Genomic DNA, 23,781 nt, shown 5'->3' with positions numbered 1-23,781 from the left:
ATGAAACGCATTCGTTCAAACCCAAACCAACAACGTGGTATCAGCCTGATTGATTTCATCATGTACCTCATCCTGGCCGTTTTTCTCTTTCTTGGCATCGTCAAACTCTACAACATGGCGACCGCTTGGTCGGCGCAAGCCAATACCGTCTCGGCGGTCACGCAAATCAAAGCCGGCGCGGAGAAAGTCAAAAGCGTCAATCACAGTGGTACTGGCATGAGCAAAGTGTGCAGTGCCACCCGCAATGCGGTGTCCTCCACGATTTGTGGTGATACGCGTGATGGCGTTGGCACCAATGAATATGGCGGGAATTACACCTTGACGGTCGATAGCGCGAACATGCAGCGCGTGAAGGTGGGCATCACCAACATCGATACGCAATACATCGATGATTTGGCCGATACGCTGGCCAAATTGAGTGCCGGTAACTGTAACAGCGCCGCCAGCTGCGCGACCTTAGCCGTCTCTGGCAACGTCATCACTGTGACACTGTAAGGAGCCGATATGAATCTTACCTCCCTCACACTAGCCAGTACGCTGCGCACCTTGGCCATGTTAGGCGTAGTGAGCGGGTTATTGCTGGCTTACCACGGCGCGCGCGAAAAAGCGTTATTTAAGCGAACAACATCAGCGGTCATGCAAGCGATGGATGAGCAGATACGCAGCGAAACCGAGCGCACTGGCTGTCTGCACGTACCGATTGACGACAACATCAATACGCTGGTCAGTGAGGGGTGGTTGGATGCGAGCATCCGGGATAACAGCCCTTGGGCGCTCGATATTGCCTATCAGGCGAGCCGTAACAGCGGCCGCGTGATAGGTAAGCACCTCACGTTGACAGCGCACTCCAGTCAGGAGGCGACTCGCCTTAACGAACTGGCTCAAACTGTGATAGGCAGCTGGCAATTTCAAGGTCGAACTTTAAAGATACTTGAAGTCGTTAAAGGACCCACCGATGTGTCACGCATGGAGTTTGACCCAGCTACGGCGTGTTTTGCTTGGTAAAGATAGGCTTGTCGAATAAAGGAATGAATGATGAACAATAAAATGAAAACGCTCTTATTTAAAACGAGGCCAATGATGAACCAAAAGACCAAAATGGGACTGTATTTTTTGTTAGGTTGGGGGATCGGTCTACTGACCGGTGTGAGTGTTGGCATAAATCAGAAATTGTTCATCAATCTCATTACTGAACAGCCACCCGCTGTAATGTCTCCATCCTATATTGATGCAATAACCGTAGTACCTGCCATTACGACGGAGAGCTTCGCTGATGAATAGTGCCTTCAAACAACGCGGCGTGGGGCTCGTCGAGTTCATCCTTACGCTCGTACTCAGTCTGATTATTTTTATAGCAGCCTTACCATTTTATAACGACTACCAAACTGACAAGAAAGCGAAAGCTTACAGTGAGCACATAAGAGGACTGATAGAGCGCATTCATCAATATCAATACTACAAAATCACCGAAGAAGGTGTCGATGCGACCAGTAAAGCGAGTTGGCCAGCAACGTTGGATAACCTCATGAACGACTACCCCGAACAATACTGGGGCAGTTGCACGATTGACCAAGAACTCAACAGTGAATGTAAGTTGCCAGATTATGTGCCGTGGAGCCATTCGCGTCTGAGTACTTACTTTTACACCGACCTTACGCACATACCGGCATTTAACGAGCATTTAGTCATTCGCATTCCTCTTTCTGAACTGGCTTCAGATCCGAAAGAGTGGACACGTTACTCAAATGTGTTGATTGACATTCCAGGAGCTGAGCGTGCAGGTAATGATATCCACATTACCTTGCGTCAAGCGACGTTAGCACTGATGTACGAAAACATTGTCATGCGCGATGGAAGCGCCACATTAACAGAGGATTGGGATGTAGGCGGAGCACACGGTATTACCAATGCCAAGGATGTCACGCTTAGAGCCAATGATGGATCGCAAATACCAGTGAGTTCAAAACTTTCAGAATCGACCACTGCAAGGCACGGTGAATGGGTAGACAAACCTCAATGTATTAGCGGGCAAACCGTGCAGGCAAACCTGTCCATTTCAAGTGTTGACGTCGATACCCGTCATTACACTCTCCTTGGAGGGTTGAAACCTTACATCTTGTCGCAAACGGCAACGCAATGGCGCGTTGGGATGTCGATCAGCGTCAAGGTAAACAGTACCGGCCAAGAGGCCGTAATCACCAGCGGCGAAGTGCTACTAACCGCTTCTTGTCGTTAAAACGAAAAGGAAATGATATGAGAAAATTCAAATCGGTCATCATCGGAATGACGATGGTGTGTTTCACGTTACCTAGTATAGCAAAAGTCACATTAGATGACGTGTATCAAGCAGACGCTCAAGACCGAGCGGAGGATTTGGCTCGCAACGCTGACTATATTGCTAGGCATAGTAGCCCGTTAGAGCCGAACGTCGGGGGATCGAATCTAGGTCAAGTGGTGGAGTATTCGACTGGGGGGGAGACGACCACTGTTATTACCAAAACACTTAAGTCAACGAATGGTTGGGCATGTGCTTTGAGTAAAGTCAGCGGGTATTATGGTCGTGGTTTAAAAGGAACGGATGCGCACGTCTATCAATCTGGAGGGTATTGGCGTTTAAAATCTGGACGAGCGAGTTGTGGAGGCTGCGCGGTTTCAGCAAAAGCCATCTGTTGGCAGACTCAATAATAAAAAGCAAGAGGTGTGCGCCTCTTGCTTCATATAACTATCGATCATAAAAAAGACGATATCAGAACAAAAGATCATAGATAGAAAATATGATTAATCAGATAATTAAGGTGTTACGTTGTTATAATAAAAGCCTACGAATAAAAGGAATGTGGTCATGAAAAAAACACCGCTCGCACTTACCCTATCTCTCTTATCTAGCCCCGTTTTTGCTATTACTAATGGCACTAATGTGGACTGGCAAAATGATTTTGATGACATGGTTAAAAACAACTGTACAGGGATGGTGGTCGGTGGGAATCAAATATTAACCGCTGCGCATTGCACCGAATTAACAGGAATCACGTTTGCTAACGGGGTAGCGATGGACGCGAGCCGTCGGGATGACCACCCTAATTATTTGTATTCAAGCTCTGGTTCTCAATACGATGTATCTGTATGGACGCTACCTCAAATACCTGAGACCCAAAATATTCATTATTTTGCCAATTTGAACACACAGACCGTAGCTATTGGAGATTCTATTAAAGCGTATGGTTTTGGAGGGTATAACCCATTAGCGTATGCTGAACTTATTATAGGTAAATTATCTTCTTTAGCATCGACAGGTTTTGAATCAACCGCAATATCGGGCGACCTAATTCAAGGCGACAGCGGCGGTATATGGATGCATAGAAACAACGTTGTAGCTATAAATCGTAGCTTTAGCCACAGTCGATTATCATACGGCACAGACCTTCACTACGCCAAAGACTTCCTTTTAGAGCAGTTCAATGGCTGGCATTATCCAACGATTCTCAAAGAAACGGGCACTCAAACGATTAAGGTTCAGTCTTTACACCAAAATTCCGTGGTGGATGCCGCTTATGTCGTTGGTGATGTAACGATCACTGGCGGTACATGCCAAACATTGCCTGCGATTGATGCTTTCGATACCTGTACGTATGAGCTCGATGTGAGCGGCTCTGGTCAACTGCATCTAACCACCAATGAAGTGATTGATATCAACCCTGTGACACCGACTCCCGTACCCCCTCCAACAACGACACCAAGTTCTGGCGGTAGTGGTGGCTCTCTCGGCGTTTTCTCTCTACTTGGATTAGCTGTCTTCGGGCGTTTAAAAAAGAGATAGGTCTGATATGGATTACAAAATTAACGACCCTGTTATATTGGAAATGCTCGATGGTAATGATTGGCGCGTAATACGCACCACTTACCGTCAAGCCATACGGCAGCTCAGAAAAACGCAGCATCGCGGGTATTTGTTGTATCACGAGGGAGAGTCGTGGGATTTATATTCAAACCAAGGAAAACTAATAAAATTCAAACGTAGGAGATAAGTGTGAAGAGAGTTCTTATTACAGCAATGTTGTTAACCCCTATGTACGTGTTTGCTGGGAATGATCAGATTGAATCATTCAGTAAGGCCAAAAAGCTGTTAGAGCAAAAGGTTTATTTTGACCATAGGGAGACATTGTATTGCAATGCTCGCTTTGACGATAAAAAAATCATCACACCACCGTCCGGGTTTCAGTCCGATAAGTACGTCAAGCGCGCTAAAAAAGTAGAATGGGAGCACGTCGTTCCAGCAGAAAACTTTGGGCGTACCTTTGTAGAATGGCGTGAAGGTGATACGTCGTGCGTCAACAGTAAAGGGCAGGCTTATAAAGGCCGCCGCTGCGCGAACAAGGCTAATAAAGAATACAGACTCATGCAATCTGATTTGTATAATCTATTTCCTGCTATTGGTTCTGTTAATGCAATGCGCAGCAATTACAATTTCACCATGCTACCCGACGAATCGTCGGATTTTGGTTCGTGTGCAATGAAAATTGATGACAAAAAAGCGGAGCCACCAGTGAATGCTCGTGGCCGTATTGCTCGAACGTACCTTTATATGGAAGAGGCTTACCCTCGATACAATATGAGTAAGCAGCAACTTCAGCTAATGACCGCGTGGGATAAACAATTCCCTGTGAGTTCCTGGGAATGTCAACGCGCCAAACGCATCGAAAATATTCAAGGTAACGTGAATACTATCTTAAAGGAACGTTGTAACTAATCTTCTCGACATGAGCGTGAAAACATTCTTACGAATTCAAAGTAGATAGCATAGGAAAATAGGCAAAGCATTTTCGTATGTTATCTGCTGTGCAGGTAGGGCGCAGCCCGTAGGACGGCATAGAGTCCTTACAAGAAGGCGATTTTCAGAAGGGCCTTTTCAAAAATCGGATGATACAGAGTAGCTTCGCTCGCTAAGACACAAGTTCTTCCTCTTTATACCCTGACATTCATTACTTCTGGATTCATTGTATTAGAAATTTTAGCGAATATGGAAGAGGTTTTAGCGAGCACCTTTACAGGGATTTGATGCTTATGAGTCTGACACCGTATATTATGCATCACCCTCGAATAACCCACAGTTAATGATGCCAATCACGAAACCAAGCTTAATGAATGCCAATCTCAAACGATTCATGGGGAAACCCAAATTTCGCATCGAGGAAGCGCAATCCCTTGATGATTTACTTAGGCACACCAGTTATGGCGTTCGTTGTCATGTTGGTAAGCTGTCGGTGAAGATTGAAAATGGGTGTTTAGTCAAACACCGTTATACTCAAGGCAAAAAAGAGTCATAGCATCCCAAATTCTACGCTGAACTGCTTATTATCCCTTTCTGTGTAGTAAAAGATGAATCACTTCATGTTCATCCACATGGTCGACTTCCACGCGATAAATGCCGTTAGCTTGCACCGCTTCAATAAGCGCTTTTAATCGTTCGGTTTTAACCGTCATAGCCAGTGGTTTGATTTGGTTATTGTCTTCATCAAACCCATTTTCAATGCCTTTCTCTTTCATATAGAGCGTATCCCTTTCAAGATCTTTTTCTATGTCTTCCAGCATCGAGGGGAATTGATGCTGTTCAAATAGACCACTCAGCATGATGTAGAGTTCATCCGCCTGTGAAAACTTAGCTTGGTACTCAAGGTTCAGACGGTTCACATCCCACAACTTTTGCTCAAGGTTGCCGATGGGACTGCGGCCAATGCTGAGCATGGTTTTGATTTCAGGTTTACACGTTGAAAACTGAGGCTGTTTGACTTTTGGTTTGATGAATTTCACGAGTCGTTCATTTCTTCTTTTCACGGTCCAGAACCCGCCTTGCTTACTCATGGTGCAATAGAGGGCAAGCAGCGCGTGGGTCGCGAGTGCATCAAGGGCTTGATAGTGTTTCAGGTTTCGGCTCATACAGTCATTTTATCTGTTCAATTAAAGCAAGAGTTTACCAGAAAAGAGCCCAAATCAATTGAGGCTGCTCGCTTTAAATTAAAAAAACCAATAATGATAGCATAGTTTTAAAAAATAATACTCGTTAGAAATACATCCACCAATGTATTTTTAATCAAGATTTTCCTTGGGTGTTTTTGCTACGGTCGTCCCATCACTGACAACCGTAGGAGCGAGGTGTGAAATTCACTCTCAAAACGTTACTTAGAGGGCTACTGTTTAGCCTGTGGAGCCTTATTTTAAGCGCCGCTTGCCTGTTCGCCTATCAGCAGGTTTTCTCACCGGTTCAACAGGAAAGCTTTGACTCGCGATTGGACGCACTGCATCAAAGTTTGGTGTTGGCGATGAATGAAAGCCGCGACAAGGAGCGTCAAGCGCGCATTGAGGCGCTGAACTCATTGCAATTCGCGCTTGATGGGTTAACCCAGCGCATCGATGAGCAACAGGGTGAAATCACCGAGCTCATGAACACGCAATCCAATCAAGGCGCTCGTTTGGATGAATTGGGCTTAGACAGCAAAAAACTAGAAGTATTGGAAACAAAACTTCAACGCCTCTCTCGTCAATCCACAACAAAACATGCGACCCCCGTGCGTGCCAAACCTGTCGTTAAGCCCACAGTAAAAACGCCGACCATTACCGCGCCTTTTGTCTTATTTGATGTGCAAACGCGGGGCCATACCCAACTGGCGATTGTCGGTAAGCCTGGTGCCAGCACACTGGCAGAGTTATCCGCCCTTCAAGCAGGTCAACATTATCTCGGCTGGAAAATCACCGCCGTTAATGACCACCACATCGAGGCGCTTTATAAAGGCCAACGTACAACGTTAACGGTCGGGGAGGGGTAAGGATGAAGATGAAGATTTCCATCTTATGGGCAATGTGCGCCTTACTACCGATTTTCTGGGTAGGGGCCACAGAGCTTGAGCGCAATCAAGCATCACAAACCAACATTGAACATAACCAATCCCGCTCGCTGAGCGTCTCGCAAGACGCTCAATATTGGCAGTTAAGTCAAGCGGACTGGGCGCGCTATGAGCAATTAATGCAAAGCCCACTCACCTATGACATGCAAGAGGCAAGCCCCCTAGAGGTCTTAGCTCAGTTTGCGCGCAGTGATGCAGAGCGTGCGCGTTTGGCTGAGCGTTTGGTCGCGTTTGATAAAGAGCGTACCGATGGCTTGTTGGCGCTGGAAGTGGCGTATCGCGCCGCGTGGGCGCGGCTCTATCCTAACTTGAAGCCGATAGGGCCACGATTGCCAGAGCGCGTCGCCCTGTTTGTTCGCGCCAAGTGCGACACCTGCGTCGATGCACTTAAGCAATGGCGCTCTCATGGTGTGGCCGTGGACGTATACATGCTCGGAGGTGATGACAAAGCGTTGCAAGCGTGGGCCTCGGTCGCCGGGGTTCGCCACGGTGATGTCGAGAAACAGTGGATAACGTTAAATCACGACACACGCGCTTTATGGATGACCCTGGCTAAAGGCAAAACTGTGCCCGTGGCCATTTCAGAGCAAGGGGAAGGCCAATGGTCGGTCGTGGCGTTGCCTTAATGATGAGCTTGTGGTGTTTTGGCGCTCCGGCGGCCATTCCGCCGTTGTATCAGAAGGTCGCCGCTCAGCACGGTATTCCTGCGAGCGTGCTGTACTCCTTGGCGCTCGGTGAAAGCAAAACCCAGTTGCAAAGCGGCGCGGTTCGCCCTTGGCCTTGGACGCTTAATGTCAAAGGTCAATCCTATTTCTACGCGACATACCCTGAAGCTTGCCAGGCGCTGCATGGCTTTTTGAAATACACACAGATGGTGGATATTGGCCTCACGCAGCAAAACTGGCGCTGGCAAAAAGACCACTTTAACCGCCCGTGTGAGGTCTTCGACCCTACGGTGAATCTCAATCACGCCGCTGTCTTACTCAACGAAGGCATGCGTAAACACGGCAGTTGGGTAAAAGCGGCCGGATATTTTCATAGGCCAGGCGGGGGCGAGCCGGCTCGGCGCTATGAAGCCACCTTTGCCCGTCACTTACAACAATGGAGTCCCTCGTCATGAATCGCCGATTAACACTCATCCCTCTACTCTTTCTGCTCAGCAGTCATGCCTTGTCGGCCGCGGATTTATTGCAAGGGATGGTGCCGGTGAGTACGCCGCAGTTAACCCCTGGCAAGGTGGAACGACGCACGCTCAATCAAACTGTGAGCACGCCTCTGTTCATCGTTGGGGATGACGCTTTATCCCATCGCTGGCTCAGTACGAAGCGGGACTATCTAGCGAGCATTGGCGCCATGGGGATGGTCGTCAATGTGCAGACGAAGGCGGGGTGGCAGCGGTTTAAGCGCTATAACTTAACACTCTACCCTGTGGCAGGCCGTGACTTTGCCGCCGCTTTTGGCCTTCGCCACTACCCGGTACTCATCGAGCGCGGTGAGCTCAAACAATAATCACATTCACGACTTTTAATGAGGACAGCGCCCATGCCGACCCACGCTTTATCTTATGCCGACATTCAACGCGCGATTAACACCACCCATCAAGTTCTGGAAAGCGCGGCGCTGACGCCGGTGATTCTGGCACTCGCCCAGCAAAGCCAGGCGCACAACGTAAGTCCTGAGCGCGCTTTAATGATGCTATTAAAACCTCAAGGAGACGATGATGAGCATTAACAGTGACAACCCCTTTGCCCAGCGCTGCTTACCTCCAAAGCGCCTTGAGCTGCCGCCGGCTAAAAAGAGAAGTAATAAAGACAAAGTGACGTATCAAGTCAAGCGCCGCATTGAAATCCTCGAAGAGCGCTGCGCCTGGCAGCGAGAGTGGGGGATGACGCTAGACGATGAGACCTTGCAATGAGTGGTTACGCCGAAGGTCTGCTTCGCCCTGCTGATGAGCTTCTGAGCGCGGCCATGTTTAGCATGGCCGCTATCGTGGTGGTCATCGCCCCACAAGTGTTCATGCTGGCCCCTGTTTTCGCGCACCCGCTCGGTTTTTGCCTTGGCTTGTGCGCGCTGATTCGCCTTAAGCAAGGGCTTTCCGTGCTTGGGTATCGCAAGCGATTACTTCGCATGCCCTATTGGGCGATGAACTCCGATGACATGCCGGTGTATCAAAACAAACTCTTTCTTGGTAAAGGCTTCTTAGTCCTTCCACGCCATGCTCAGCGTCTTTATGATACGCGCCAAATCTGGGCAGAGCGTTACGTCACACCGTCTAAACTCTACCGCTTTGCCCGCGCCATGGAGGCCAAGTACGAGGGAAAATGGATAGAGCGCTTTTGGTCTGGGAAACGTGTAATAGCCAGAGCCGGTAAAGGCTGGGGTATCATCAATGCCTTTCTTAGTGCCATCAACCCGGTGAAACCGTTACCCCCGGTTGGGGGCGACTCTCGAATGCACGGCATCGGTCTTGATGAAGAGGTCGATTGTTTATTGCCGAGCAGCGCGAGAGCGGGGCACACCTTAGTCCTGGGTACAACCGGGGTCGGTAAGACGCGCCTCGCTGAACTCTTAGTGACGCAAGATATCCGTCGTGGCGATGTGGTGTTGATGTTTGACCCTAAAGGGGACGCCGACATGCTGCTTCGCATGTACATTGAGTGCTTGAGAGCGGGGCGCCTTGATGAGTTTTATGTCTTGCACTTGGGGTATTCAGACCAAAGTGGACGCTACTCTCCCGTAGGGCGATTTGGCCGTATTACCGAAGTGGCCACCCGCGTTTCTGGCCAGCTCGACGGCGGCGGCAACAGCGCCGCGTTCAAACAATTTGCGTGGCGATTTGTCAACATCATTGCCAGAGCCTTGGATGCGCTCGGCAAAAAGCCCGATATGGCCGCTATCCAACGCTACGTGACCGCCATTGATGAGCTCTATGTCGATTACTGCGTGAAAAAACTGCCGTCTTACCACCCAAAAGCAGCGGAATTGGTGACCGCGCTTGAAAGTAACGTCAACGAAAAAAACACCCCGCGTCACCTGCAGGGGCGAAGCGCACGTGTGGTCGCCCTTGAAATGTATTTTGGCGCGCACCCCGCTGCAGACGATGTATTGGCCGGACTTCGAAGTGCCATTCAATACGACAAAACCTACTTTGATAAAATTGTGGCCTCCTTACTGCCCTTGCTCGAAAAGCTCGGCACCGGTAAGACCGCTGAAATCATCTCACCGGTGCATACACCTGCCGATGAGCGACCCATCATCGATTGGCGCGAGGTCATCATGCAAGGGGGCGTGGTGTACGTGGGGTTGGATGCGCTTTCTGATACCACGGTGGCCGCTGCGTTCGGTAACTCCATGTTTGCTGACCTATGTTCGCTGGCGGGGGAGATTTATAAGTTTGGTAACGCGCCGGGCTTTGCCAAGGTCAAGCCTCGCAACATCATGATACACGCGGATGAATTTAATGAGCTGATTGGTGATGAGTTCATTCCTATCCTCAACAAAGCGCGCGGGGCTAAATTTGTCGTCACCGCCTACACGCAAACCGAATCCGATATAGAAGCACGTCTAGGCTCGCCCGCAAAAGCGGCGCAAACCAAAGGTAACTTCAACAGCTTGATATGCCTTCGGGTTCGCGAGCAAAAGACCGCGCAGATTCTCACCTCACGCATGGCGACCGTCACCATCAAAGACATTGTGCCAGACACCGGCGCCAATGATGCGCCCGGCAGTCAGACCGGGTTTCATTCAAGCAATAAAGACACCCTGCAAAATAAAGAGGTGCTGCTGGTCAGCGATAACGACATCACCAATTTACCCATTGGCCAAGCCTACGCTGAACTCGAAGGCGCCAAGATTTGGAAACTCCGCTTTCCATTACCAGGCAATGAGGGCGACCTCGAACTGCCCGACAATATTCAAGCCTTAGTCGATGGGATGCTCCAAAAAAGCCAATCGGTCAAAAGTACACACGATTGGTTGCACGACACCGAGCAATTCAATAAATGGATGCACAACGCCTACCTTGGGCTCGATGAAGAAAAAATCACAGGAGTCTGAAATGAAAGTCAATCCGATGAAGAGAGAAGCCCATCAACACACTAACCACATCACCAATGATGCGTTTAAAGCCTTTTCCTGGCAATTTATGAGCCTCATCGCCAAGGCGCTGGACGCGCTTGATAAAAAGCCCGAAGTGACGACAATCCTACGTTACATCACCGCCATTGATGAGTTGTATGTCGATTACAGCATGAAAAAGCTGTCTTCTTATCACCCACAAGCACCAGAGTGGGTGACGGCTTTAGAAAGTCACATCACTGAAAAGAATACCCCACATTACCTGCAAGGGTGCAGTGCACGCATGGTCGCCCTTGAAATGTATTTTTCTGCGCACCCCGTTGCGGATAACGTATTAGCTGGGCTTCGAAGTGTCCTTCAATACAATCCAACCTACCTCGATAAAATAGCCGCTGCTTTGCTGCCTTCACTCGCAAGGCTCAAGACAGATAAGGCCACCGCGCCTTTTAGTGATGCCTCTGTGGCTATCTGATAAGGTCAATGAGGAGGCTTTGTGGCAGAAAAAACACCGAACCCACCTGTAAAGCGAGAGGAGCCGACGCCTTGGTATGGCCTGCCTTTCGTGGCATTGGGGCATCTTTTTTGGATATGGGTACTGTTGATACTCATCGAGTGGTTTGCGCCACTTTGGGGGCAAGTGACGGGGCAACACGCCAAAACCGTGTTAGTTGAGCACATCACCTTGCTGCAAAGCGATCAGCCGCATCTGGCGGCGAAGGTGATGGGACTGGTGAACGCACTGAGTCAACGCATCGAGATACTGCTCAGTATTGAGTTTGATGGGGCATTGGCTTTTGCGAACGTGTATTGGCACGGCGTGGTGTATGTCACCCTTGCGCTGTTTGTTCGTGTCGCGCTGCTTTTTTTAAGTTGGCCTTTGTTCTTACTGGCGAGTTTTCTGGGGGCTTTTGATGGACTGGTCTCTCGTCAGCGGCGCACCGCCTTTGTGGGGCGTGAAACCGAAACCACGCATTACTACGCGCGCCGAGCTGTCTCTATGACCATGATAGGGGCCGGTTACTTATGGTTGTTCATTCCTGGGATTTGGCCCCTATCTCCGACCTTGGTGTTGTTGCCTGCTGCAGGCATGACAGGGTTACTGGTTCGCACCAGTGTGGCGAGCTATAAGAAGTACCTCTAAAGAATTACCCTAACTAACGCCTGAATAAATCCTTCTAAAATTATATCACAATTTTAGAAATTAATACTCGTTAAAAATACATCCACCAATGTATTTCTATCGAGTATTTTCCATTGCCTTTTTGCTAGCGTGTTGACGTCTTTCTAATTAGGAGTCAACACCGTGAAATGGCCACTTTTATTCTGTCTGAGCGTGCTCAGTCCTAACCTGTATGCCGACGTCGATACCGAGCAGCGAGAGCTGGCTTTAGTCTCTTCGCAGCTCAACACTCTCGACTACCTCATCACGCGCGCTGAGCGCGAAGCCGATTATCGCGCCGCCCGTCAGTTTGATTACGATGCGCTGCGCCTTGATATCCGCACCCTTCAAGCGGGCATCGATGCCTATTTACGCCCTGAGCGCAGCGCACCAAAGCCTGTCACCCCACTGGGCGGCGACTACCTTTCGCAGGCGCCTCATGAATGATCCCCTTTTAGCCTTCGAGCATGGCGCCGGGTTTGAGGCCAATACGTTGGCATTGGTGTTAACGGGCCTCACCAGCGCCTTGCTGATGCTCTGGATGCTGTGGGTGTTCTGGAGCGGCTTTCGCGGCATGAAAAACAAAAAAGTGACCAAAGAGGTGTTTCGCCGCTTGGTCTTTCGCGCCGTGTTTATCTTTCTCATCCTTCAATGGTTTTTATATTACGGAGTCGCAACATGACCCAACTTCGAGTGTTTTTTCTTTTTGTCGTCACCTGGCTGCACAGCCTGAGCGCGATGGCGGACATCCCCACTAACAATACCCCATCTCAGGGCGGCAGTGACAACATCTTAGAGCTCATTTACGCCTATGCCTACGACATCTTGCTTTACGGTGGCGGCATCTTCATTGCCTTCTGCTTTGTCTATTTCCTGGGTCACATCTGGGATGTATTCAGCAAAATCAAAGAGAAACAAGCCACCGAAAAAGACCTACTCAGTGACGGCGTGATTGGCGCCGTGCTTTTGCTGCTGTCGGTATGGGGGCTCAACTACGGCCTTGATATTTTGGAGGGTGTGTAATGCACAGCGCTTCAACCTTAAACGTCATGCCCCCGTTTTATAAAGGTCTGTCGATGGGGGAGATGGGGTTACTGGTCCTCGTATGCATGACCCTTACCGGATTGCTGGGATTAGCACTGTATGCGGTGTTTGGCGCGCCGCTCATTCTGCTCACCGCCTTACTGCTCGGGGCGCTCGGCGCTTTTGCACTGCCCAAAAGCCTCATGCGAAAGCTCAGCCGCATCAAAACGCACCATTGCCAACATTACGCCAGCAAACGCTTTGAGCGCTGGTTTCACCCTGAGCGCTATCACGTTGATGCGCGCCGCTTTGCCTGCAAACGCATCGGCTGATAAGGAGAAAACATGAGTCAACCACCGAAAAGTCGATTTCGCGCCTCACTGGCCGGGCGAGACAGTCACATCCGGTCGCTACGCGGCGCGCTTGCCATGATGAGCACTCTAGCACTGGTCACCACTTGGGGCTGGTATCAAGCCGGTCAAGACATCACGGTGCACACGCCGCCAGATCTAAGCTCAGGCTCCTCACGCCCGTGGTGGGAAGTGCCTAAGCCCAATGTGTATGACTTTGCCGTCAATCTATTTGGACTGATTAACCGATGGCCCAGCGATGGCAATCAGCAATACAGCGAGAACCTGCATCGTTACACCGATTACCTGACGCCCAGCTGCATAAAGCTCTTAACGCAAGACTTTCAAAACAAACGCCGCACAGGCGAGTTGTCGGGACGCGAACGCAGTCTAGCGCCCATTCCCGGTTACGGCTTTTCAGATTGGCGCGTCACCACGCACAGCCGTGACAGCTGGACAGTGCAAGCCGATTTAGAGCTCAAAGAGTACGTGGATGGCACCTTAGTCAAGCATAACTTCATCCGCTGGCCACTGCGCATTGTGCGTTACGACATTGACGCCGAGCGCAACCCTTGGAAGCTCGCCATTGATTGTTTTGATGGCCCAGCAAGAGAAATTCAATTCAATGAAGCGCAGGAGAAAGAGCAATGATGCGAACGCTGATGAAAAGACGTGGGGGACTGTGGCTGACACTGCTGCTGAGTTTGATGACTCACCTTCATGCAAAGGCCAGTACGCCTCGCGCCATGGAGTGGCAGGGCGTCCCGCTGCAAGTGGTGCTTACGCCAGGGCAAGAGACCATCTTGGCATTGGGCAGCGACGTGCGTATCGCGCAACCGGCGTACTTAACGCCTTATCTGTCGGTCACGTCACTGGCAGGACGAATTTACCTCACGGCTGCCGAGCCTTTTGATTTGACTCGACTTCAAGTGATGCGCCTGAGTGATGGATTGCGCTTGATGCTCGATGTCAGCGCCAAAGCGGGCGTGGTTACCCCGCCGCAGATTGACATTGTTTTGCCCGGCGGTAAATCAAAAGGCAATGACCGCCAGATGGGCTCTACTACTGAGCCCCAAATGGCGCCGCAAGCCTTGTTGGTGCGCTATGCCATACAAAGTCTTTACAGCCCATCGCACGCCATTGAACCACTACCTGGCGTGGTGCGAGCGCCGATGGGACTGCCTCGTGATATCAGCCTGAGCGCATTCAGTCAGTGGCGAGTGAATGCTAAGCCCATTGCGGCTTGGCAATTGGGCGATCAAGTCGTGACCGCCGTGAGCCTAACCAATAAGGCATCAAAGCGTGAAACCCTCGACCCACGACTCGTTACTCTCAGTCCTCGCTGCTTTGCACTGCGCTGCGCAGTGAGCTTTTCCCATCCTGAAATCGGGAACGCCGGCTCACCCACCGCCCAAGCGACGGCCTTTATTGTCACGCCAGGGCCCCTGGCTGGATACCTTCTGCCTAGTCGTTTACCTAGCCATTTACCTAACCATGGAGGGGAGTAGCGATGTTAAATAAAGGAAACCCCGTCATACGACTGGCGGCGCTTATCGGCGCGACCGGCTTTATCGCGGTGCTGGTCATTGCAGTTTTAAAACCGTCAGACATCGAAGCCAATGTCGAGCCCACCGAAGACACGACTCCGGTCAGCGTGACGACGTCACAAACCCAGGCTCAAGTGCTGCAGGCGTTTGATGACAGCCCAACCGACACCATTCGAACGCTCAATGCCGCGTACTCAAAAAGTGAAGCCGAAAAGAAAGCCCTCTCGGACGCGTTAAAGCAAACGCAGCTTCAGGTTGAAAATCAGCAAGCCCTAAACAATGAACAAGTGAAAGCCCTTGAAACCCAATTAAGTCAGCTTGCCCAAAGGCTCAATTCGTCATTAAGTACGATTGAAGAGAAAGTCAGTCAAAGCCGAGACCACCTCAAGGTGCGTCAAGCGCCAGTGCGTGAGGTGATAGATGTCTCTTATGACGACCTTGGCATTGATTCAGGACGACAGGGACTGGCCGTGGGCACGGCGCCGGGCGGCTATCACCCATCCATTGAGACTCAGGGCGCAGCTCAAGACAACTGGGTTTGGACCGAGCCGCTGGATGCAACTCAAGACAAAGAGGGCAACTGGGTAACGCCTGCCACCCAAGCGGTTAAAAACGCCTTGAGCTCGGCGGACGATGCGTTTACCCGCCAAACCGGCCGATTTGATGCCAATCAACAAGACGGAATACCAGTCTACACCCTGCATCGCGGCACCATGTTGGCCGATGCAGTCAGCATGACCGCACTGATGGGGCGCATTCCCTTGAACGGCCAAGTCACCGACCCTTATCCGTTTTCGATGATTCTAGGGCGTAAGAACTTGATGGCCAGTGGGTTTACCCTGCCGGATGTCCAAGGGGCCATCGTGACGGGCACGGTCACCGGCGACTGGAGCTTGTCTTGTGTGCGCGGCGTGGTCGAATCCATTGATTTTATTCGCGCGGACGGCTCGATACTCTCTTACCCAGAAGACGAGGAAGCGGTGGATTCAGGTTTCGATGGTTCATCGATTAAAACCACGGATTTGGGTTTTCTGGCCGACCCCAACGGCAACCCGTGCTTAACCGGGGAGCGCATCTCGAATGCACCTGAATACCTCACCACCAAAGGATTGCTTGACGCGGCCTCGGCAGCGGCCAATGCGGTGGCGATTTCACAACAGACCATTTCGGTCGATGGCTCAACCAGTACCTCAGCCTTGACGGGCAATGCGGCGAAAAACGCCGCCGCTGAGTCTGCTGCAGCGTTCACGGGCACCGTTTCAGAGTTTATTGAGGCGCGCATGGGCTCAAGCTTTGATGTGGTGTACACCCCACCTGGCACCAAAGCCAGCATTCACCTTCGAAAACCCGTGACACTGCGCGCCCCCGCTATCCCTGTTCGCGTGCGTTACAACACTCAAACCCAAGGAGCGACGTATGAATTACCGTAACCTTATCAGCGCATTGAGCCTGCTCGGATTATTCGGCTGCTCAACGTCGCAAGACGACACTTTACCCAGACCCCAAACGAGCTCAGAGCAAGTGTGGCACAACCAAATGTCGGGCGGTGGTCAAAGTGTTGGACAAGGCGGTGATGCGCTCAGCCAAACGCAAGGCGAGCTGCGCGTGCCTCTTGATATGACCACATTGGCGCAGCGCCAAAGCGACTACACCCGAGACAGCTGGCGTGAAGCGACCAACGTTTTTCCAAGGCTACCCAATCCCGATGTGGTGCTCTATGTTCTGCCGCATCAATCGGGCGCGCTGCCGGTACCTGGATACAGCACCGTCTTTCCCTTGTATGAGCGCGTGCATTACGCCGCGCCCCTAGACAGTCCGGCGAATCTGCCTAAGGAGCATTGGTAATGTTGAAAAAAATGCGTCATGCCATCACCCACTTTTTTACCGAAGGTAAAGAGTTGGAAGCCCCACCAATAGATTACAGCGTACCGCCGTCGTTTGCGGCCAAACTGCCTTGGATTGAAATCAGCAATAAAGGTCTGGTGCAACTGGAAGACGGTCGTTCGATGGGGCTGTTTTTTGATATTACACCGCTGGTCACGGAAGACAAAACACAAGCGCAGCTTGAGCGGGTGGTCTCAAGTGTCGCGCACACCCTCACCGCCTTGATTGACGAAGAGAACCCGTGGGTGGTGCAGTTGTTTGCCCGTGATGTCGACCGATTTGAGGATGCCCATGAGACGTTACTAAACCGTGCGCGCGTTGATGATGCATTCACCCGCGCGGTACTCGATGAAGACCGCCGCCATTTCGAACTGATAGGGCGAGAGCAAGGTATCTTTGCGGTGGATGGTCGCCCATGGCGCGCCCGCGAGCGTCAAGTTCGTCTCGCTATTTATCGCTGGCTCCCCGAAGACGCCAGTGAAACACTGCAAAAAAACAACCTTCGCACCTTAAAGAGCCTAAGGCGCCGCCTGTTATCCCCGAGCACGTTTAAAGATTTAGGGGTGGGCATCAAGGCTAGCTCAGGCGAGAGTATCCACGCTTGGCTCAGTCCCTTTTTTAATCCCTCTGGCATTGCGGGCGAAACCCTGCGTTATCGCCCGCCACGCAGCTTTATTGACCAAGATTTCTCCGAGCGACTGCTAAGAAGCGGGGTGCGCTCAGACGTTGAAAACGGCTTATGGTGGTTTGAGGGGGAGAAACCCATCGCCACGCGCGTGATGGAGCTCGACACTTGGGATAATGAATCCTTTTTAGCGGGGGCCGTATTTGGGGAGGTCATAGGGGATGAGGCCATCGACAAAGGCGAAAAGCGCCCACAACACGTCCTGTTCGATGAGTTACCTACCGGCACCATGATGGCCATGACCTTAGTCGCGCAAAGTAAGGCGCAGGCCAGAGCGCGCCTTCGCACCGTTCGAGAAGCGGCGGTGGGGGAAGAAACGGAATTAGAAGTCATTCGAGATACCTGCGACAGCTTTACCACCCTAGTTGAAAAGCATCCACTGTGGCGCGGTCAACTGGCGTTCTACGTGCAAGGGGAGAGCGTCAGTGAAATAGAGGGCCGCACAGAGTCGCTGCGCGCAATATTCAACAATCGCGATCTGTCGCTGCGCTTTGTCAAAAACAGCGACCAAGAGTCGCCGCTGGACAGTTACCTTCGCTGGCTACCGATGAACTACCATCCCGAGCACGACGACAAACTGTGGTACTGCGGCTGGGTGTGGCTGGAAGACATGCTCTCGCTCTCACCTCTGTTTGGCCGCGCAACCGGCACCGGCAGTGAAGCTTTCCAATTTTTCAACCGAGGCGGAGAGCTCTTCGGCGTCGATCCGCTGAGAGACCAACTCTCTAATGCGCACCTCAATCTATTTGGGCCCTCTGGCTCAGGCAAATCCGCGACCTTAGTGGGCATGTGTTTACGCCTGCTGGCGATTCATCGCCCAAGGCTGTTCATCATCGAAGCCGGCAACAGTTTTGGGTTGCTGGGACAGTACTGTGAACGTTTGGGGCTATCGGTCAACCGCGTTCAGGTGAGCGCTCATTCTAAAGGCCTTATGGCGCCGTTTGCCGATGCCAAACACTTGGTCGGCCAAGCCGTGCCTCACGTCAGTGACGAGAAAGCGTTGGACATTGAACATCTTAATGACAGCGATTCGCCAGACGATGAAGCGCGGGACATCTTAGGCGAGCTGGAAATCATGGCAAGGCTGATGATAACCGGCGGTGAGCAGCGCGAGATGGACGATTATCGCCGCGCCGACTCGTCGATGGTGCGTGATGCGATTAAAGAAGCCGCAGAGCATTGCCATCCCACGGGCGAACAAGTGCGCCCAGAGCACATCAAAGACGCGCTAGAGCGTTTTAGTCAAGATCCGAATAGACCCGAGCCCCGCCAAGCACGCGCCCGCCTAATGAGCGAAGCGATGGCCTTTTTCTGTGATGGTCTAGAAGGGCAAATCTTCAACCAAGAAGCCGAGCACTGGCCAGAGGCGGATGTGACCATCATTGACCTAGGCCTCTACGCCAAAACCGGGTATGAAGCGCAAATGGCCGCCGCGTACATCTCTTTGATTAACCGCATCAACGGCATTGCGGAGCGCGACCAATACTCTGGGCGTGACATTGTCACCCTGACCGATGAAGCCCACCTGATTGTCACCAATGAGCTACTCGCCCCTTACGCCGTCAAAATCGTCAAGATGTGGCGAAAACTCAGCGCATGGTTTTGGCTGGCAACCCAAGATTTAGCCGATTTCCCGGCCATTGCACGCAAGATGCTCAACAACGCTGAGTGGTGGGTGATGCTCAACATGCCAGAGGACGAACTCAGTCACCTTGAATCGTTTAAAAAACTCTCCGAGGCCGAGAAAAACCTCATCCGTTCGATGCAATCGGAAAAGCACAAATACAAAGAAGGCGTCATCACCGGCATGGACAACACCCTAATGCAGCGCTTTTGCATTGTGCCGCCTGCGCTCTACCTGGCACTGGGTGAAACCGATGGTCCAGCGAAAAGAAAACGCCAAACCCTCATGGACTTGCACGGCATCAGTGAGCTCGATGCGGCGCTGATCAAGGCCAAAGACATCGAACAGGCCCGGCTTGACTATCTGGGAGAGGAATAAGATGAGCCTCACCTTACTCATACACAAATCACTCAAGCGAGGGCTAGGTTTGAGTATTCTAGGCTCATGTCTGTGCGCGGCCTCTGCCATAAGTCAGGAGGTCACCACCGCCGAGGTCATCGCCAGCGCCGCCTGCCCTGAGTGCTTGGATTACGAAGTGATTGGGGCCTGCGTGTGGATGACCTGCACCCCAGCGGGATGCTCCACCGACACCTCGATTAAGGTCAAACACCGCTTGCCCGATTTTGTGGTGATGAGCTACCCCGAAACCGGGGAGGCGCCTTGGCAAGACACCGCTTGGATGTCACCAGACAATGCCTATTCTGAGAACGGCGGCCACAGCGCGCGTCGCAGCGTGCAAGGTCTGGATAATACCTCGATGCGTTTTTACAACAGCGACGTCATCGGCCACCCAGGCGGGCAGACGATTTTCTCACTGCTCGCAAGCTTTGGCTACTCCCTATCAAGTCAAGCGACGCCGCTCATGCCGCATTATTTATCAAGCCTTGACCCGCTCGGTTGGCGCTACAACCTGCCAGACATATTGTCCACTCAAACGTGGAACCCACTGACCGATGCGCTTGGTAACTTTGGGGATGTCTATCCGCGTGGCGGCTTTGTCTTGCAGCGCCATTCGTTTAAATCCGCAGCGCTGACCGCCTTTCGCGCGCTGCATGTGGTGACTCGAATGGGCGAAGGCCGTGTGTATCAACCTTTTACCCCAACGGCGCACCCAGGCTTTTGGCCACCGGGGCCCGTTAAACCCAATAACGAAGAGACCGCTTGGCAAATGCTGTCGCCGATAGCGCAAACCGATGCGACTGTCTGGCCACAGTTTGATGACAGCTTAACGCCTTACGACCCTTACGCGCCGCACATCGCCTCAGACGACCAGTACGTCTGGGCTGCATGGCGCCTATACAAAGGCTGTCAGCGTCGTGGTAGCACGCTGATTGCCCACTTTGGAGAATAATGATGACCCATATTTGGCCGCTCAAAGCGGCATTACTGCTCCCCCTATTGATGAGCGCCAGCGCACACAGTTCGATAGGCACGAACGTAAGCCTCAAAGCCGATAACGACAGCGTTCTTCACTACACCCTAGGCGGCGGGCCGGTCATCGCACTGCCCGCCAGACAAGAGCGCATCAGCCCCACCGCCCTTGGCGTCGGTTGGGACATGAACCTGCAGTGCGGGATGTTAGACCCATCGGTCACTGTTGAAAATCAGCTCAACGGCGTGACCGAAGGGTTTCAGGACATGATGGGCGATATGCTCACTAATGCCACCTCGGCGGTGCTGAGCCTGCCAGGCTACTACCTGCAGAAAAAAGACCCCGGGCTTTACGATTTGATGACCAACGGCGTACTGCAAGGCAAGTTCGATTTTGACGACGCCAGCAGTTCGTGTGAGGCCATGGTCGACACCATGGGCGAGATGAACACCGATAAGGCTTACGCAACACTTGCCCGCGCGCAGGCGTGGACCAATGCCGTAAAAAGTGGCGACGCCATCAGAGCCAAACAAGAAGTGCAAGACGATATGGGCGATTCTGGGGTGACCTGGGTGGGCGGCGCCAAATACGGCGGTCGCAACCAACCGGCCATCAACGCCACCACGGATGCGACGCGCGCCGGCTTCACCTTATTGTCTGATGAATCGCAAAAAGAAAGCCACCAAGGCCTTTATCGCTATTGGGACAGTGAAGAGACAATGAGTGAGTGGGTGTCTCAAGTGATTGGTAGCCAGTCGGTGCAAACCGGCATGGACAAAAGCCGAACCGAGGCCACGCCAGGGATTGGCCTGTCTCAAGAGGTAACGGAAGTGAGCACCACGTTAGAAAGTGAGCTTCGAGGCGCCATCGCAGAGAACAAAGAGACCGAGCACTTTCCTAAAACACTGATTGAAGCACTTACCGAGCGAGAAGTGGACAACAACACCGTATCGCGCATTGCCAGTGAGCTCGCACTCTCTCAAGCGATTGAAAAAGCCCTGTACGCCCGCCGCGCGCTGCTGACGGGCAAGTACGAAGTCAATATTGCTCAGCACGCCACGGCGCAAAAAGACATCGACAACTCAATTGCTCGTCTTGAGCGCGAGATTGACATGCTGCGCTACGAAGCCGAGGTCAGACAACAAATAGGCACCCGCACCGCCCAAGCGGTGGTGGATGACTACCGCTACCAAAGACCACAAGTTATCCCGCAAACACCCAAATCCGACTCGGTCTTTTTAGACAAAGACCGATATGACAACTCTTATGACAAGGATGGAGAATAATATATGAACACCTCAACAGCCCGACCTCAAAACCGGTGGCGCCGAAGTCGCCACGTCATCACACTGCTTTTGTGCTTGCTCGTCGCCAGCGCACTGGCTTTTTCACTGGACGGGGACACGCTATCAAGCAGCGCATACGCCTGGTATATGGTCGCACTGCGCATAGTCATCTACGGTCTCGCACTGTGGCGGGCTAAGCGTTACGCCTTTGGTATCGCGCTTGCCCTCATGCTTAACGAACTCATCTTACTCACCCAATACGTCGATTTAGGAGCCTTCTCATGGTAGTCAACGATCCCCTTTCCGTCTTGCTGACGCTGACCAGCTGGCAAATCTCCGGCAAAATCTTCATGATATTGAATCAAACTGGACTGATTGTCTTTATGCTGGCCGTCATTGTGTTCCAAGTGTGGTTTGATGTCGCTCAAGAGGGCGAAGATGAAGGCAACAAGGGCCTGCTGAGCATGAACCGCACCGAGGTCAAACTGATGTTGGCCGGATTAGTGTGCTTTTTTGCCGTAATACCGATGTACCCAGTCAACGTCAACACGCTCGTCATGGACCAAAACGCCAGCGAGTCGTGCGGCGTGGGTATCAGCAGCGGGGCGACCAACAGCGACCAAAGCTCGTTAAATGGGGAATTGGTTCATGCCCCGATATGGTGGGTGCTCTGGCACAGTATTTCACAAGGACTGACCAACGCAGCGGTCTCCTCGGTGCCGTGTCACTACGATGTCGAGCGCAGCATGCTAAAACTCTCTCAAATCGACATTAAGAGCGAACAGCTCAGACAAGAAACTCAAGACTTCTACGAGCAGTGTTATACGCGAGCACGCCTGATGATGAAGGCGGCGGCGCGTAAAGAGCGAGTGAGTCAAAACGACTTTGATAATGCCAATTGGATTGGGGGTTCATACTTCCTTGGCTATAATCTGGCCGCGCCAGAGACCACCTATAATGGCTTACAAGCTGAACACATCGTGTTCAACTTCCCGTACAACGCAGAGCGAGACGATCCGGTGCAACAGAAGTATCGCCGCACAGCGGTTGATACCAGCGCCGCGTACCCAATGTGTGATGAATGGTGGGACAGCACTCAAGGCGGTCGCAGTGATGGCCAGCGCGCCGGCTTGTTGTGGCGCTTGTTCAATCACATTGAAGACACCAACCCTGAATTGATTCATGACGTGCTGGACTATGATGGCTTTTTCTCAAAAATAATGGGCTCTGAAGTCACACCTGCCGATAAGGCGAACATGCTAGTTCAGCGCGTGTTGAGTGTTGAAAATCAATCGACCAGTGGCCGCATTGTTCGTGGCTATGGCCAGGTGCTTGATAAAACACTCGATCACCAAGTCAGAGAAGTTTGGAATAGCGCGGCAGGCTGGGCAGGCTTACAAATTGGGCATATCTTCACAGGCCCGGCTTACTTCATTGTGCGAGAGGCGATGCCGATGCTGCAGTCTTTGCTGCTCATTGTGGTGGTGATTGCGAGTCCGATAGTGTTAACGGTCAGTAACTATTCGATGATGACGCTGATGTCGCTGTCATTGTCTTATACCGGATTGCTGTTCTTAACGTTTTGGTGGGAGTTGTGTCGAAGTCTGGACAGTAAGCTTTTGGAGGCGGTGTATTCCATGCATGACAACTTTAATCCGATAACCGGCACGATCAACAGCATGGATGATTCGATATTAGCGTTTGTGATGATCACGTTTTACGTGGTGGTGCCCGTGATATGGTTTGGGGTATTAGGTTACGCCAGTTATCGCGTGAATGGGGTGTCGATGGATAGTGCTATGACCAAAGTTGGAGATGCAGCTCAAAAAGGATCAGATAGACTAATAGGCACACTAGGAAATAAGATGAAATAAA

At 51.7% G+C, this 23,781-nt stretch carries 30 protein-coding genes; 29 read left to right on the top strand and 1 reads right to left on the bottom strand.

Annotated features, from left to right (window positions below; genetic code table 11):
- The 7 genes from AACW75_RS09245 to AACW75_RS09215 all read left to right on the top strand — a co-directional run bounded on the left by AACW75_RS09245 (position 1) and on the right by AACW75_RS09215 (position 4,747).
- Complete coding sequence (locus tag AACW75_RS09245) at positions 1-495, top strand: hypothetical protein (RefSeq protein ID WP_102479402.1); 495 nt, start codon at positions 1-3, stop codon at positions 493-495.
- Positions 496-504: 9 nt separating this feature from the next.
- A complete protein-coding gene (locus AACW75_RS09240; RefSeq protein WP_237297748.1) occupies positions 505-1,005 on the top strand; it encodes a hypothetical protein in 501 nt (166 codons plus the stop codon).
- A gap of 72 nt (positions 1,006-1,077) precedes the next feature.
- Entirely contained in the window at positions 1,078-1,281 is a 204-nt protein-coding gene (locus AACW75_RS09235; RefSeq protein WP_237297747.1) for a hypothetical protein, read from the top strand.
- The gene (locus AACW75_RS09230; RefSeq protein ID WP_237297746.1) at positions 1,274-2,236 is read left to right on the top strand and encodes a type II secretion system protein; all 963 of its coding nucleotides are present in this window, start codon (positions 1,274-1,276) and stop codon (positions 2,234-2,236) included. Before AACW75_RS09235 ends, AACW75_RS09230 begins: the two co-directional genes overlap by 8 nt.
- 17 nt (positions 2,237-2,253) lie before the next feature.
- Positions 2,254-2,685 (top strand): hypothetical protein, encoded by a 432-nt coding sequence (locus tag AACW75_RS09225; protein WP_237297745.1) that lies wholly within the window; start codon positions 2,254-2,256, stop codon positions 2,683-2,685.
- A 157-nt stretch (positions 2,686-2,842) separates the two neighbouring features.
- The gene (locus AACW75_RS09220) at positions 2,843-3,817 is read left to right on the top strand and encodes a trypsin-like serine protease (protein ID WP_237297744.1); all 975 of its coding nucleotides are present in this window, start codon (positions 2,843-2,845) and stop codon (positions 3,815-3,817) included.
- Positions 3,818-4,051: 234 nt separating this feature from the next.
- Positions 4,052-4,747: an endonuclease gene (locus tag AACW75_RS09215; RefSeq protein ID WP_237297784.1), complete on the top strand. Its 696-nt coding sequence runs from the start codon at positions 4,052-4,054 to the stop codon at positions 4,745-4,747.
- A 605-nt stretch (positions 4,748-5,352) separates the two neighbouring features.
- On the opposite strand, the gene AACW75_RS09210 is transcribed toward AACW75_RS09215, so the two are convergent.
- On the bottom strand, positions 5,353-5,934 hold the full coding sequence (locus AACW75_RS09210; protein ID WP_237297743.1) for a DUF2913 family protein: 582 nt from the start codon (positions 5,932-5,934) through the stop codon (positions 5,353-5,355).
- Between the two features lie 218 nt (positions 5,935-6,152).
- Here AACW75_RS09210 and AACW75_RS09205 point away from each other — a divergent pair, with 218 nt between their 5' ends.
- From AACW75_RS09205 to AACW75_RS09100, 22 genes are all read left to right on the top strand, one after another.
- Positions 6,153-6,821, top strand: coding sequence for a hypothetical protein (locus tag AACW75_RS09205; protein WP_237297742.1), 669 nt, complete (start codon positions 6,153-6,155; stop codon positions 6,819-6,821).
- A gap of 2 nt (positions 6,822-6,823) precedes the next feature.
- Positions 6,824-7,525, top strand: coding sequence for a TIGR03759 family integrating conjugative element protein (locus AACW75_RS09200; protein ID WP_237297741.1), 702 nt, complete (start codon positions 6,824-6,826; stop codon positions 7,523-7,525).
- Positions 7,501-8,019 carry a hypothetical protein gene (locus AACW75_RS09195; RefSeq protein WP_237297740.1) on the top strand — a complete coding sequence of 173 codons (519 nt, stop codon included), beginning with the start codon at positions 7,501-7,503 and terminating at the stop codon, positions 8,017-8,019. Before AACW75_RS09200 ends, AACW75_RS09195 begins: the two co-directional genes overlap by 25 nt.
- The gene (locus tag AACW75_RS09190; protein ID WP_237297739.1) at positions 8,016-8,408 is read left to right on the top strand and encodes an integrating conjugative element protein; all 393 of its coding nucleotides are present in this window, start codon (positions 8,016-8,018) and stop codon (positions 8,406-8,408) included. The genes AACW75_RS09195 and AACW75_RS09190 overlap by 4 nt, the downstream gene beginning before the upstream one ends.
- Positions 8,409-8,441: 33 nt before the next feature.
- Entirely contained in the window at positions 8,442-8,630 is a 189-nt protein-coding gene (locus AACW75_RS09185) for a hypothetical protein (protein ID WP_017108830.1), read from the top strand.
- Entirely contained in the window at positions 8,620-8,814 is a 195-nt protein-coding gene (locus AACW75_RS09180) for a hypothetical protein (protein ID WP_237297738.1), read from the top strand. The genes AACW75_RS09185 and AACW75_RS09180 overlap by 11 nt, the downstream gene beginning before the upstream one ends.
- On the top strand, positions 8,811-10,955 hold the full coding sequence (traD, locus tag AACW75_RS09175; protein WP_237297737.1) for a type IV conjugative transfer system coupling protein TraD: 2,145 nt from the start codon (positions 8,811-8,813) through the stop codon (positions 10,953-10,955). Before AACW75_RS09180 ends, traD begins: the two co-directional genes overlap by 4 nt.
- Before the next feature lies 1 nt (position 10,956).
- A complete protein-coding gene (locus AACW75_RS09170) occupies positions 10,957-11,448 on the top strand; it encodes a hypothetical protein (RefSeq protein ID WP_237297736.1) in 492 nt (163 codons plus the stop codon).
- Positions 11,449-11,469: 21 nt separating this feature from the next.
- On the top strand, positions 11,470-12,117 hold the full coding sequence (locus AACW75_RS09165; RefSeq protein WP_237297735.1) for a DUF4400 domain-containing protein: 648 nt from the start codon (positions 11,470-11,472) through the stop codon (positions 12,115-12,117).
- Between the two features lie 162 nt (positions 12,118-12,279).
- Positions 12,280-12,582, top strand: a complete 303-nt coding sequence (locus AACW75_RS09160) for an integrative conjugative element protein, RAQPRD family (protein WP_102300518.1) — start codon at positions 12,280-12,282, stop codon at positions 12,580-12,582.
- Entirely contained in the window at positions 12,575-12,817 is a 243-nt protein-coding gene (locus tag AACW75_RS09155; RefSeq protein WP_237297734.1) for a TIGR03758 family integrating conjugative element protein, read from the top strand. Before AACW75_RS09160 ends, AACW75_RS09155 begins: the two co-directional genes overlap by 8 nt.
- Positions 12,814-13,158 carry a TIGR03745 family integrating conjugative element membrane protein gene (locus tag AACW75_RS09150; RefSeq protein WP_237297733.1) on the top strand — a complete coding sequence of 115 codons (345 nt, stop codon included), beginning with the start codon at positions 12,814-12,816 and terminating at the stop codon, positions 13,156-13,158. The genes AACW75_RS09155 and AACW75_RS09150 overlap by 4 nt, the downstream gene beginning before the upstream one ends.
- Positions 13,158-13,490 (top strand): DUF3487 family protein, encoded by a 333-nt coding sequence (locus AACW75_RS09145; RefSeq protein WP_237297732.1) that lies wholly within the window; start codon positions 13,158-13,160, stop codon positions 13,488-13,490. Before AACW75_RS09150 ends, AACW75_RS09145 begins: the two co-directional genes overlap by 1 nt.
- A 12-nt stretch (positions 13,491-13,502) precedes the next feature.
- Positions 13,503-14,159, top strand: coding sequence for a PFL_4703 family integrating conjugative element protein (locus tag AACW75_RS09140; RefSeq protein ID WP_237297731.1), 657 nt, complete (start codon positions 13,503-13,505; stop codon positions 14,157-14,159).
- The gene (locus AACW75_RS09135) at positions 14,156-15,016 is read left to right on the top strand and encodes a TIGR03749 family integrating conjugative element protein (RefSeq protein WP_339385030.1); all 861 of its coding nucleotides are present in this window, start codon (positions 14,156-14,158) and stop codon (positions 15,014-15,016) included. Before AACW75_RS09140 ends, AACW75_RS09135 begins: the two co-directional genes overlap by 4 nt.
- Before the next feature lie 2 nt (positions 15,017-15,018).
- On the top strand, positions 15,019-16,485 hold the full coding sequence (locus AACW75_RS09130; RefSeq protein ID WP_237297730.1) for a TIGR03752 family integrating conjugative element protein: 1,467 nt from the start codon (positions 15,019-15,021) through the stop codon (positions 16,483-16,485).
- Positions 16,472-16,900 (top strand): TIGR03751 family conjugal transfer lipoprotein, encoded by a 429-nt coding sequence (locus AACW75_RS09125; RefSeq protein ID WP_237297729.1) that lies wholly within the window; start codon positions 16,472-16,474, stop codon positions 16,898-16,900. The genes AACW75_RS09130 and AACW75_RS09125 overlap by 14 nt, the downstream gene beginning before the upstream one ends.
- The gene (locus AACW75_RS09120; protein WP_237297728.1) at positions 16,900-19,626 is read left to right on the top strand and encodes a conjugative transfer ATPase; all 2,727 of its coding nucleotides are present in this window, start codon (positions 16,900-16,902) and stop codon (positions 19,624-19,626) included. The genes AACW75_RS09125 and AACW75_RS09120 overlap by 1 nt, the downstream gene beginning before the upstream one ends.
- Position 19,627: 1 nt before the next feature.
- Entirely contained in the window at positions 19,628-20,599 is a 972-nt protein-coding gene (locus AACW75_RS09115) for a TIGR03756 family integrating conjugative element protein (protein WP_136985438.1), read from the top strand.
- Entirely contained in the window at positions 20,599-21,906 is a 1,308-nt protein-coding gene (locus tag AACW75_RS09110; protein ID WP_237297727.1) for an integrating conjugative element protein, read from the top strand. The genes AACW75_RS09115 and AACW75_RS09110 overlap by 1 nt, the downstream gene beginning before the upstream one ends.
- 3 nt (positions 21,907-21,909) lie before the next feature.
- The gene (locus AACW75_RS09105) at positions 21,910-22,194 is read left to right on the top strand and encodes a hypothetical protein (protein ID WP_102425263.1); all 285 of its coding nucleotides are present in this window, start codon (positions 21,910-21,912) and stop codon (positions 22,192-22,194) included.
- Positions 22,188-23,780, top strand: a complete 1,593-nt coding sequence (locus AACW75_RS09100) for a conjugal transfer protein TraG N-terminal domain-containing protein (protein ID WP_237297726.1) — start codon at positions 22,188-22,190, stop codon at positions 23,778-23,780. The genes AACW75_RS09105 and AACW75_RS09100 overlap by 7 nt, the downstream gene beginning before the upstream one ends.
- Position 23,781: the final 1 nt, after the last annotated feature.

The sequence above is a fragment of the Vibrio sp. L3-7 genome (genome assembly GCF_963898195.1).
In the GTDB taxonomy this organism is placed as follows: Bacteria; Pseudomonadota; Gammaproteobacteria; order Enterobacterales; family Vibrionaceae; genus Vibrio; species Vibrio echinoideorum.
Note: the sequence above shows the minus strand (reverse complement) of the source record. Positions and strands in the feature narration are given on the sequence as shown.

Bases quoted from the DNA above. Each gene is read 5' to 3' on its own strand.
- AACW75_RS09245 (WP_102479402.1), top strand. From the start codon at position 1: ATGAAACGCATTCGTTCAAACCCAAACCAACAACGTGGTATCAGCCTG.
- AACW75_RS09240 (WP_237297748.1), top strand. From the start codon at position 505: ATGAATCTTACCTCCCTCACACTAGCCAGTACGCTGCGCACCTTGGCC.
- AACW75_RS09235 (WP_237297747.1), top strand. From the start codon at position 1,078: ATGATGAACCAAAAGACCAAAATGGGACTGTATTTTTTGTTAGGTTGG.
- AACW75_RS09230 (WP_237297746.1), top strand. From the start codon at position 1,274: ATGAATAGTGCCTTCAAACAACGCGGCGTGGGGCTCGTCGAGTTCATC.
- AACW75_RS09225 (WP_237297745.1), top strand. From the start codon at position 2,254: ATGAGAAAATTCAAATCGGTCATCATCGGAATGACGATGGTGTGTTTC.
- AACW75_RS09220 (WP_237297744.1), top strand. From the start codon at position 2,843: ATGAAAAAAACACCGCTCGCACTTACCCTATCTCTCTTATCTAGCCCC.
- AACW75_RS09215 (WP_237297784.1), top strand. From the start codon at position 4,052: ATGTTGTTAACCCCTATGTACGTGTTTGCTGGGAATGATCAGATTGAA.
- AACW75_RS09210 (WP_237297743.1), bottom strand. From the start codon at position 5,934: ATGAGCCGAAACCTGAAACACTATCAAGCCCTTGATGCACTCGCGACC.
- AACW75_RS09200 (WP_237297741.1), top strand. From the start codon at position 6,824: ATGAAGATGAAGATTTCCATCTTATGGGCAATGTGCGCCTTACTACCG.
- AACW75_RS09195 (WP_237297740.1), top strand. From the start codon at position 7,501: ATGGTCGGTCGTGGCGTTGCCTTAATGATGAGCTTGTGGTGTTTTGGC.
- AACW75_RS09190 (WP_237297739.1), top strand. From the start codon at position 8,016: ATGAATCGCCGATTAACACTCATCCCTCTACTCTTTCTGCTCAGCAGT.
- AACW75_RS09185 (WP_017108830.1), top strand. From the start codon at position 8,442: ATGCCGACCCACGCTTTATCTTATGCCGACATTCAACGCGCGATTAAC.
- AACW75_RS09180 (WP_237297738.1), top strand. From the start codon at position 8,620: ATGAGCATTAACAGTGACAACCCCTTTGCCCAGCGCTGCTTACCTCCA.
- traD (WP_237297737.1), top strand. From the start codon at position 8,811: ATGAGTGGTTACGCCGAAGGTCTGCTTCGCCCTGCTGATGAGCTTCTG.
- AACW75_RS09170 (WP_237297736.1), top strand. From the start codon at position 10,957: ATGAAAGTCAATCCGATGAAGAGAGAAGCCCATCAACACACTAACCAC.
- AACW75_RS09155 (WP_237297734.1), top strand. From the start codon at position 12,575: ATGAATGATCCCCTTTTAGCCTTCGAGCATGGCGCCGGGTTTGAGGCC.
- AACW75_RS09150 (WP_237297733.1), top strand. From the start codon at position 12,814: ATGACCCAACTTCGAGTGTTTTTTCTTTTTGTCGTCACCTGGCTGCAC.
- AACW75_RS09145 (WP_237297732.1), top strand. From the start codon at position 13,158: ATGCACAGCGCTTCAACCTTAAACGTCATGCCCCCGTTTTATAAAGGT.
- AACW75_RS09140 (WP_237297731.1), top strand. From the start codon at position 13,503: ATGAGTCAACCACCGAAAAGTCGATTTCGCGCCTCACTGGCCGGGCGA.
- AACW75_RS09135 (WP_339385030.1), top strand. From the start codon at position 14,156: ATGATGCGAACGCTGATGAAAAGACGTGGGGGACTGTGGCTGACACTG.
- AACW75_RS09130 (WP_237297730.1), top strand. From the start codon at position 15,019: ATGTTAAATAAAGGAAACCCCGTCATACGACTGGCGGCGCTTATCGGC.
- AACW75_RS09125 (WP_237297729.1), top strand. From the start codon at position 16,472: ATGAATTACCGTAACCTTATCAGCGCATTGAGCCTGCTCGGATTATTC.
- AACW75_RS09120 (WP_237297728.1), top strand. From the start codon at position 16,900: ATGTTGAAAAAAATGCGTCATGCCATCACCCACTTTTTTACCGAAGGT.
- AACW75_RS09115 (WP_136985438.1), top strand. From the start codon at position 19,628: ATGAGCCTCACCTTACTCATACACAAATCACTCAAGCGAGGGCTAGGT.
- AACW75_RS09110 (WP_237297727.1), top strand. From the start codon at position 20,599: ATGATGACCCATATTTGGCCGCTCAAAGCGGCATTACTGCTCCCCCTA.
- AACW75_RS09105 (WP_102425263.1), top strand. From the start codon at position 21,910: ATGAACACCTCAACAGCCCGACCTCAAAACCGGTGGCGCCGAAGTCGC.
- AACW75_RS09100 (WP_237297726.1), top strand. From the start codon at position 22,188: ATGGTAGTCAACGATCCCCTTTCCGTCTTGCTGACGCTGACCAGCTGG.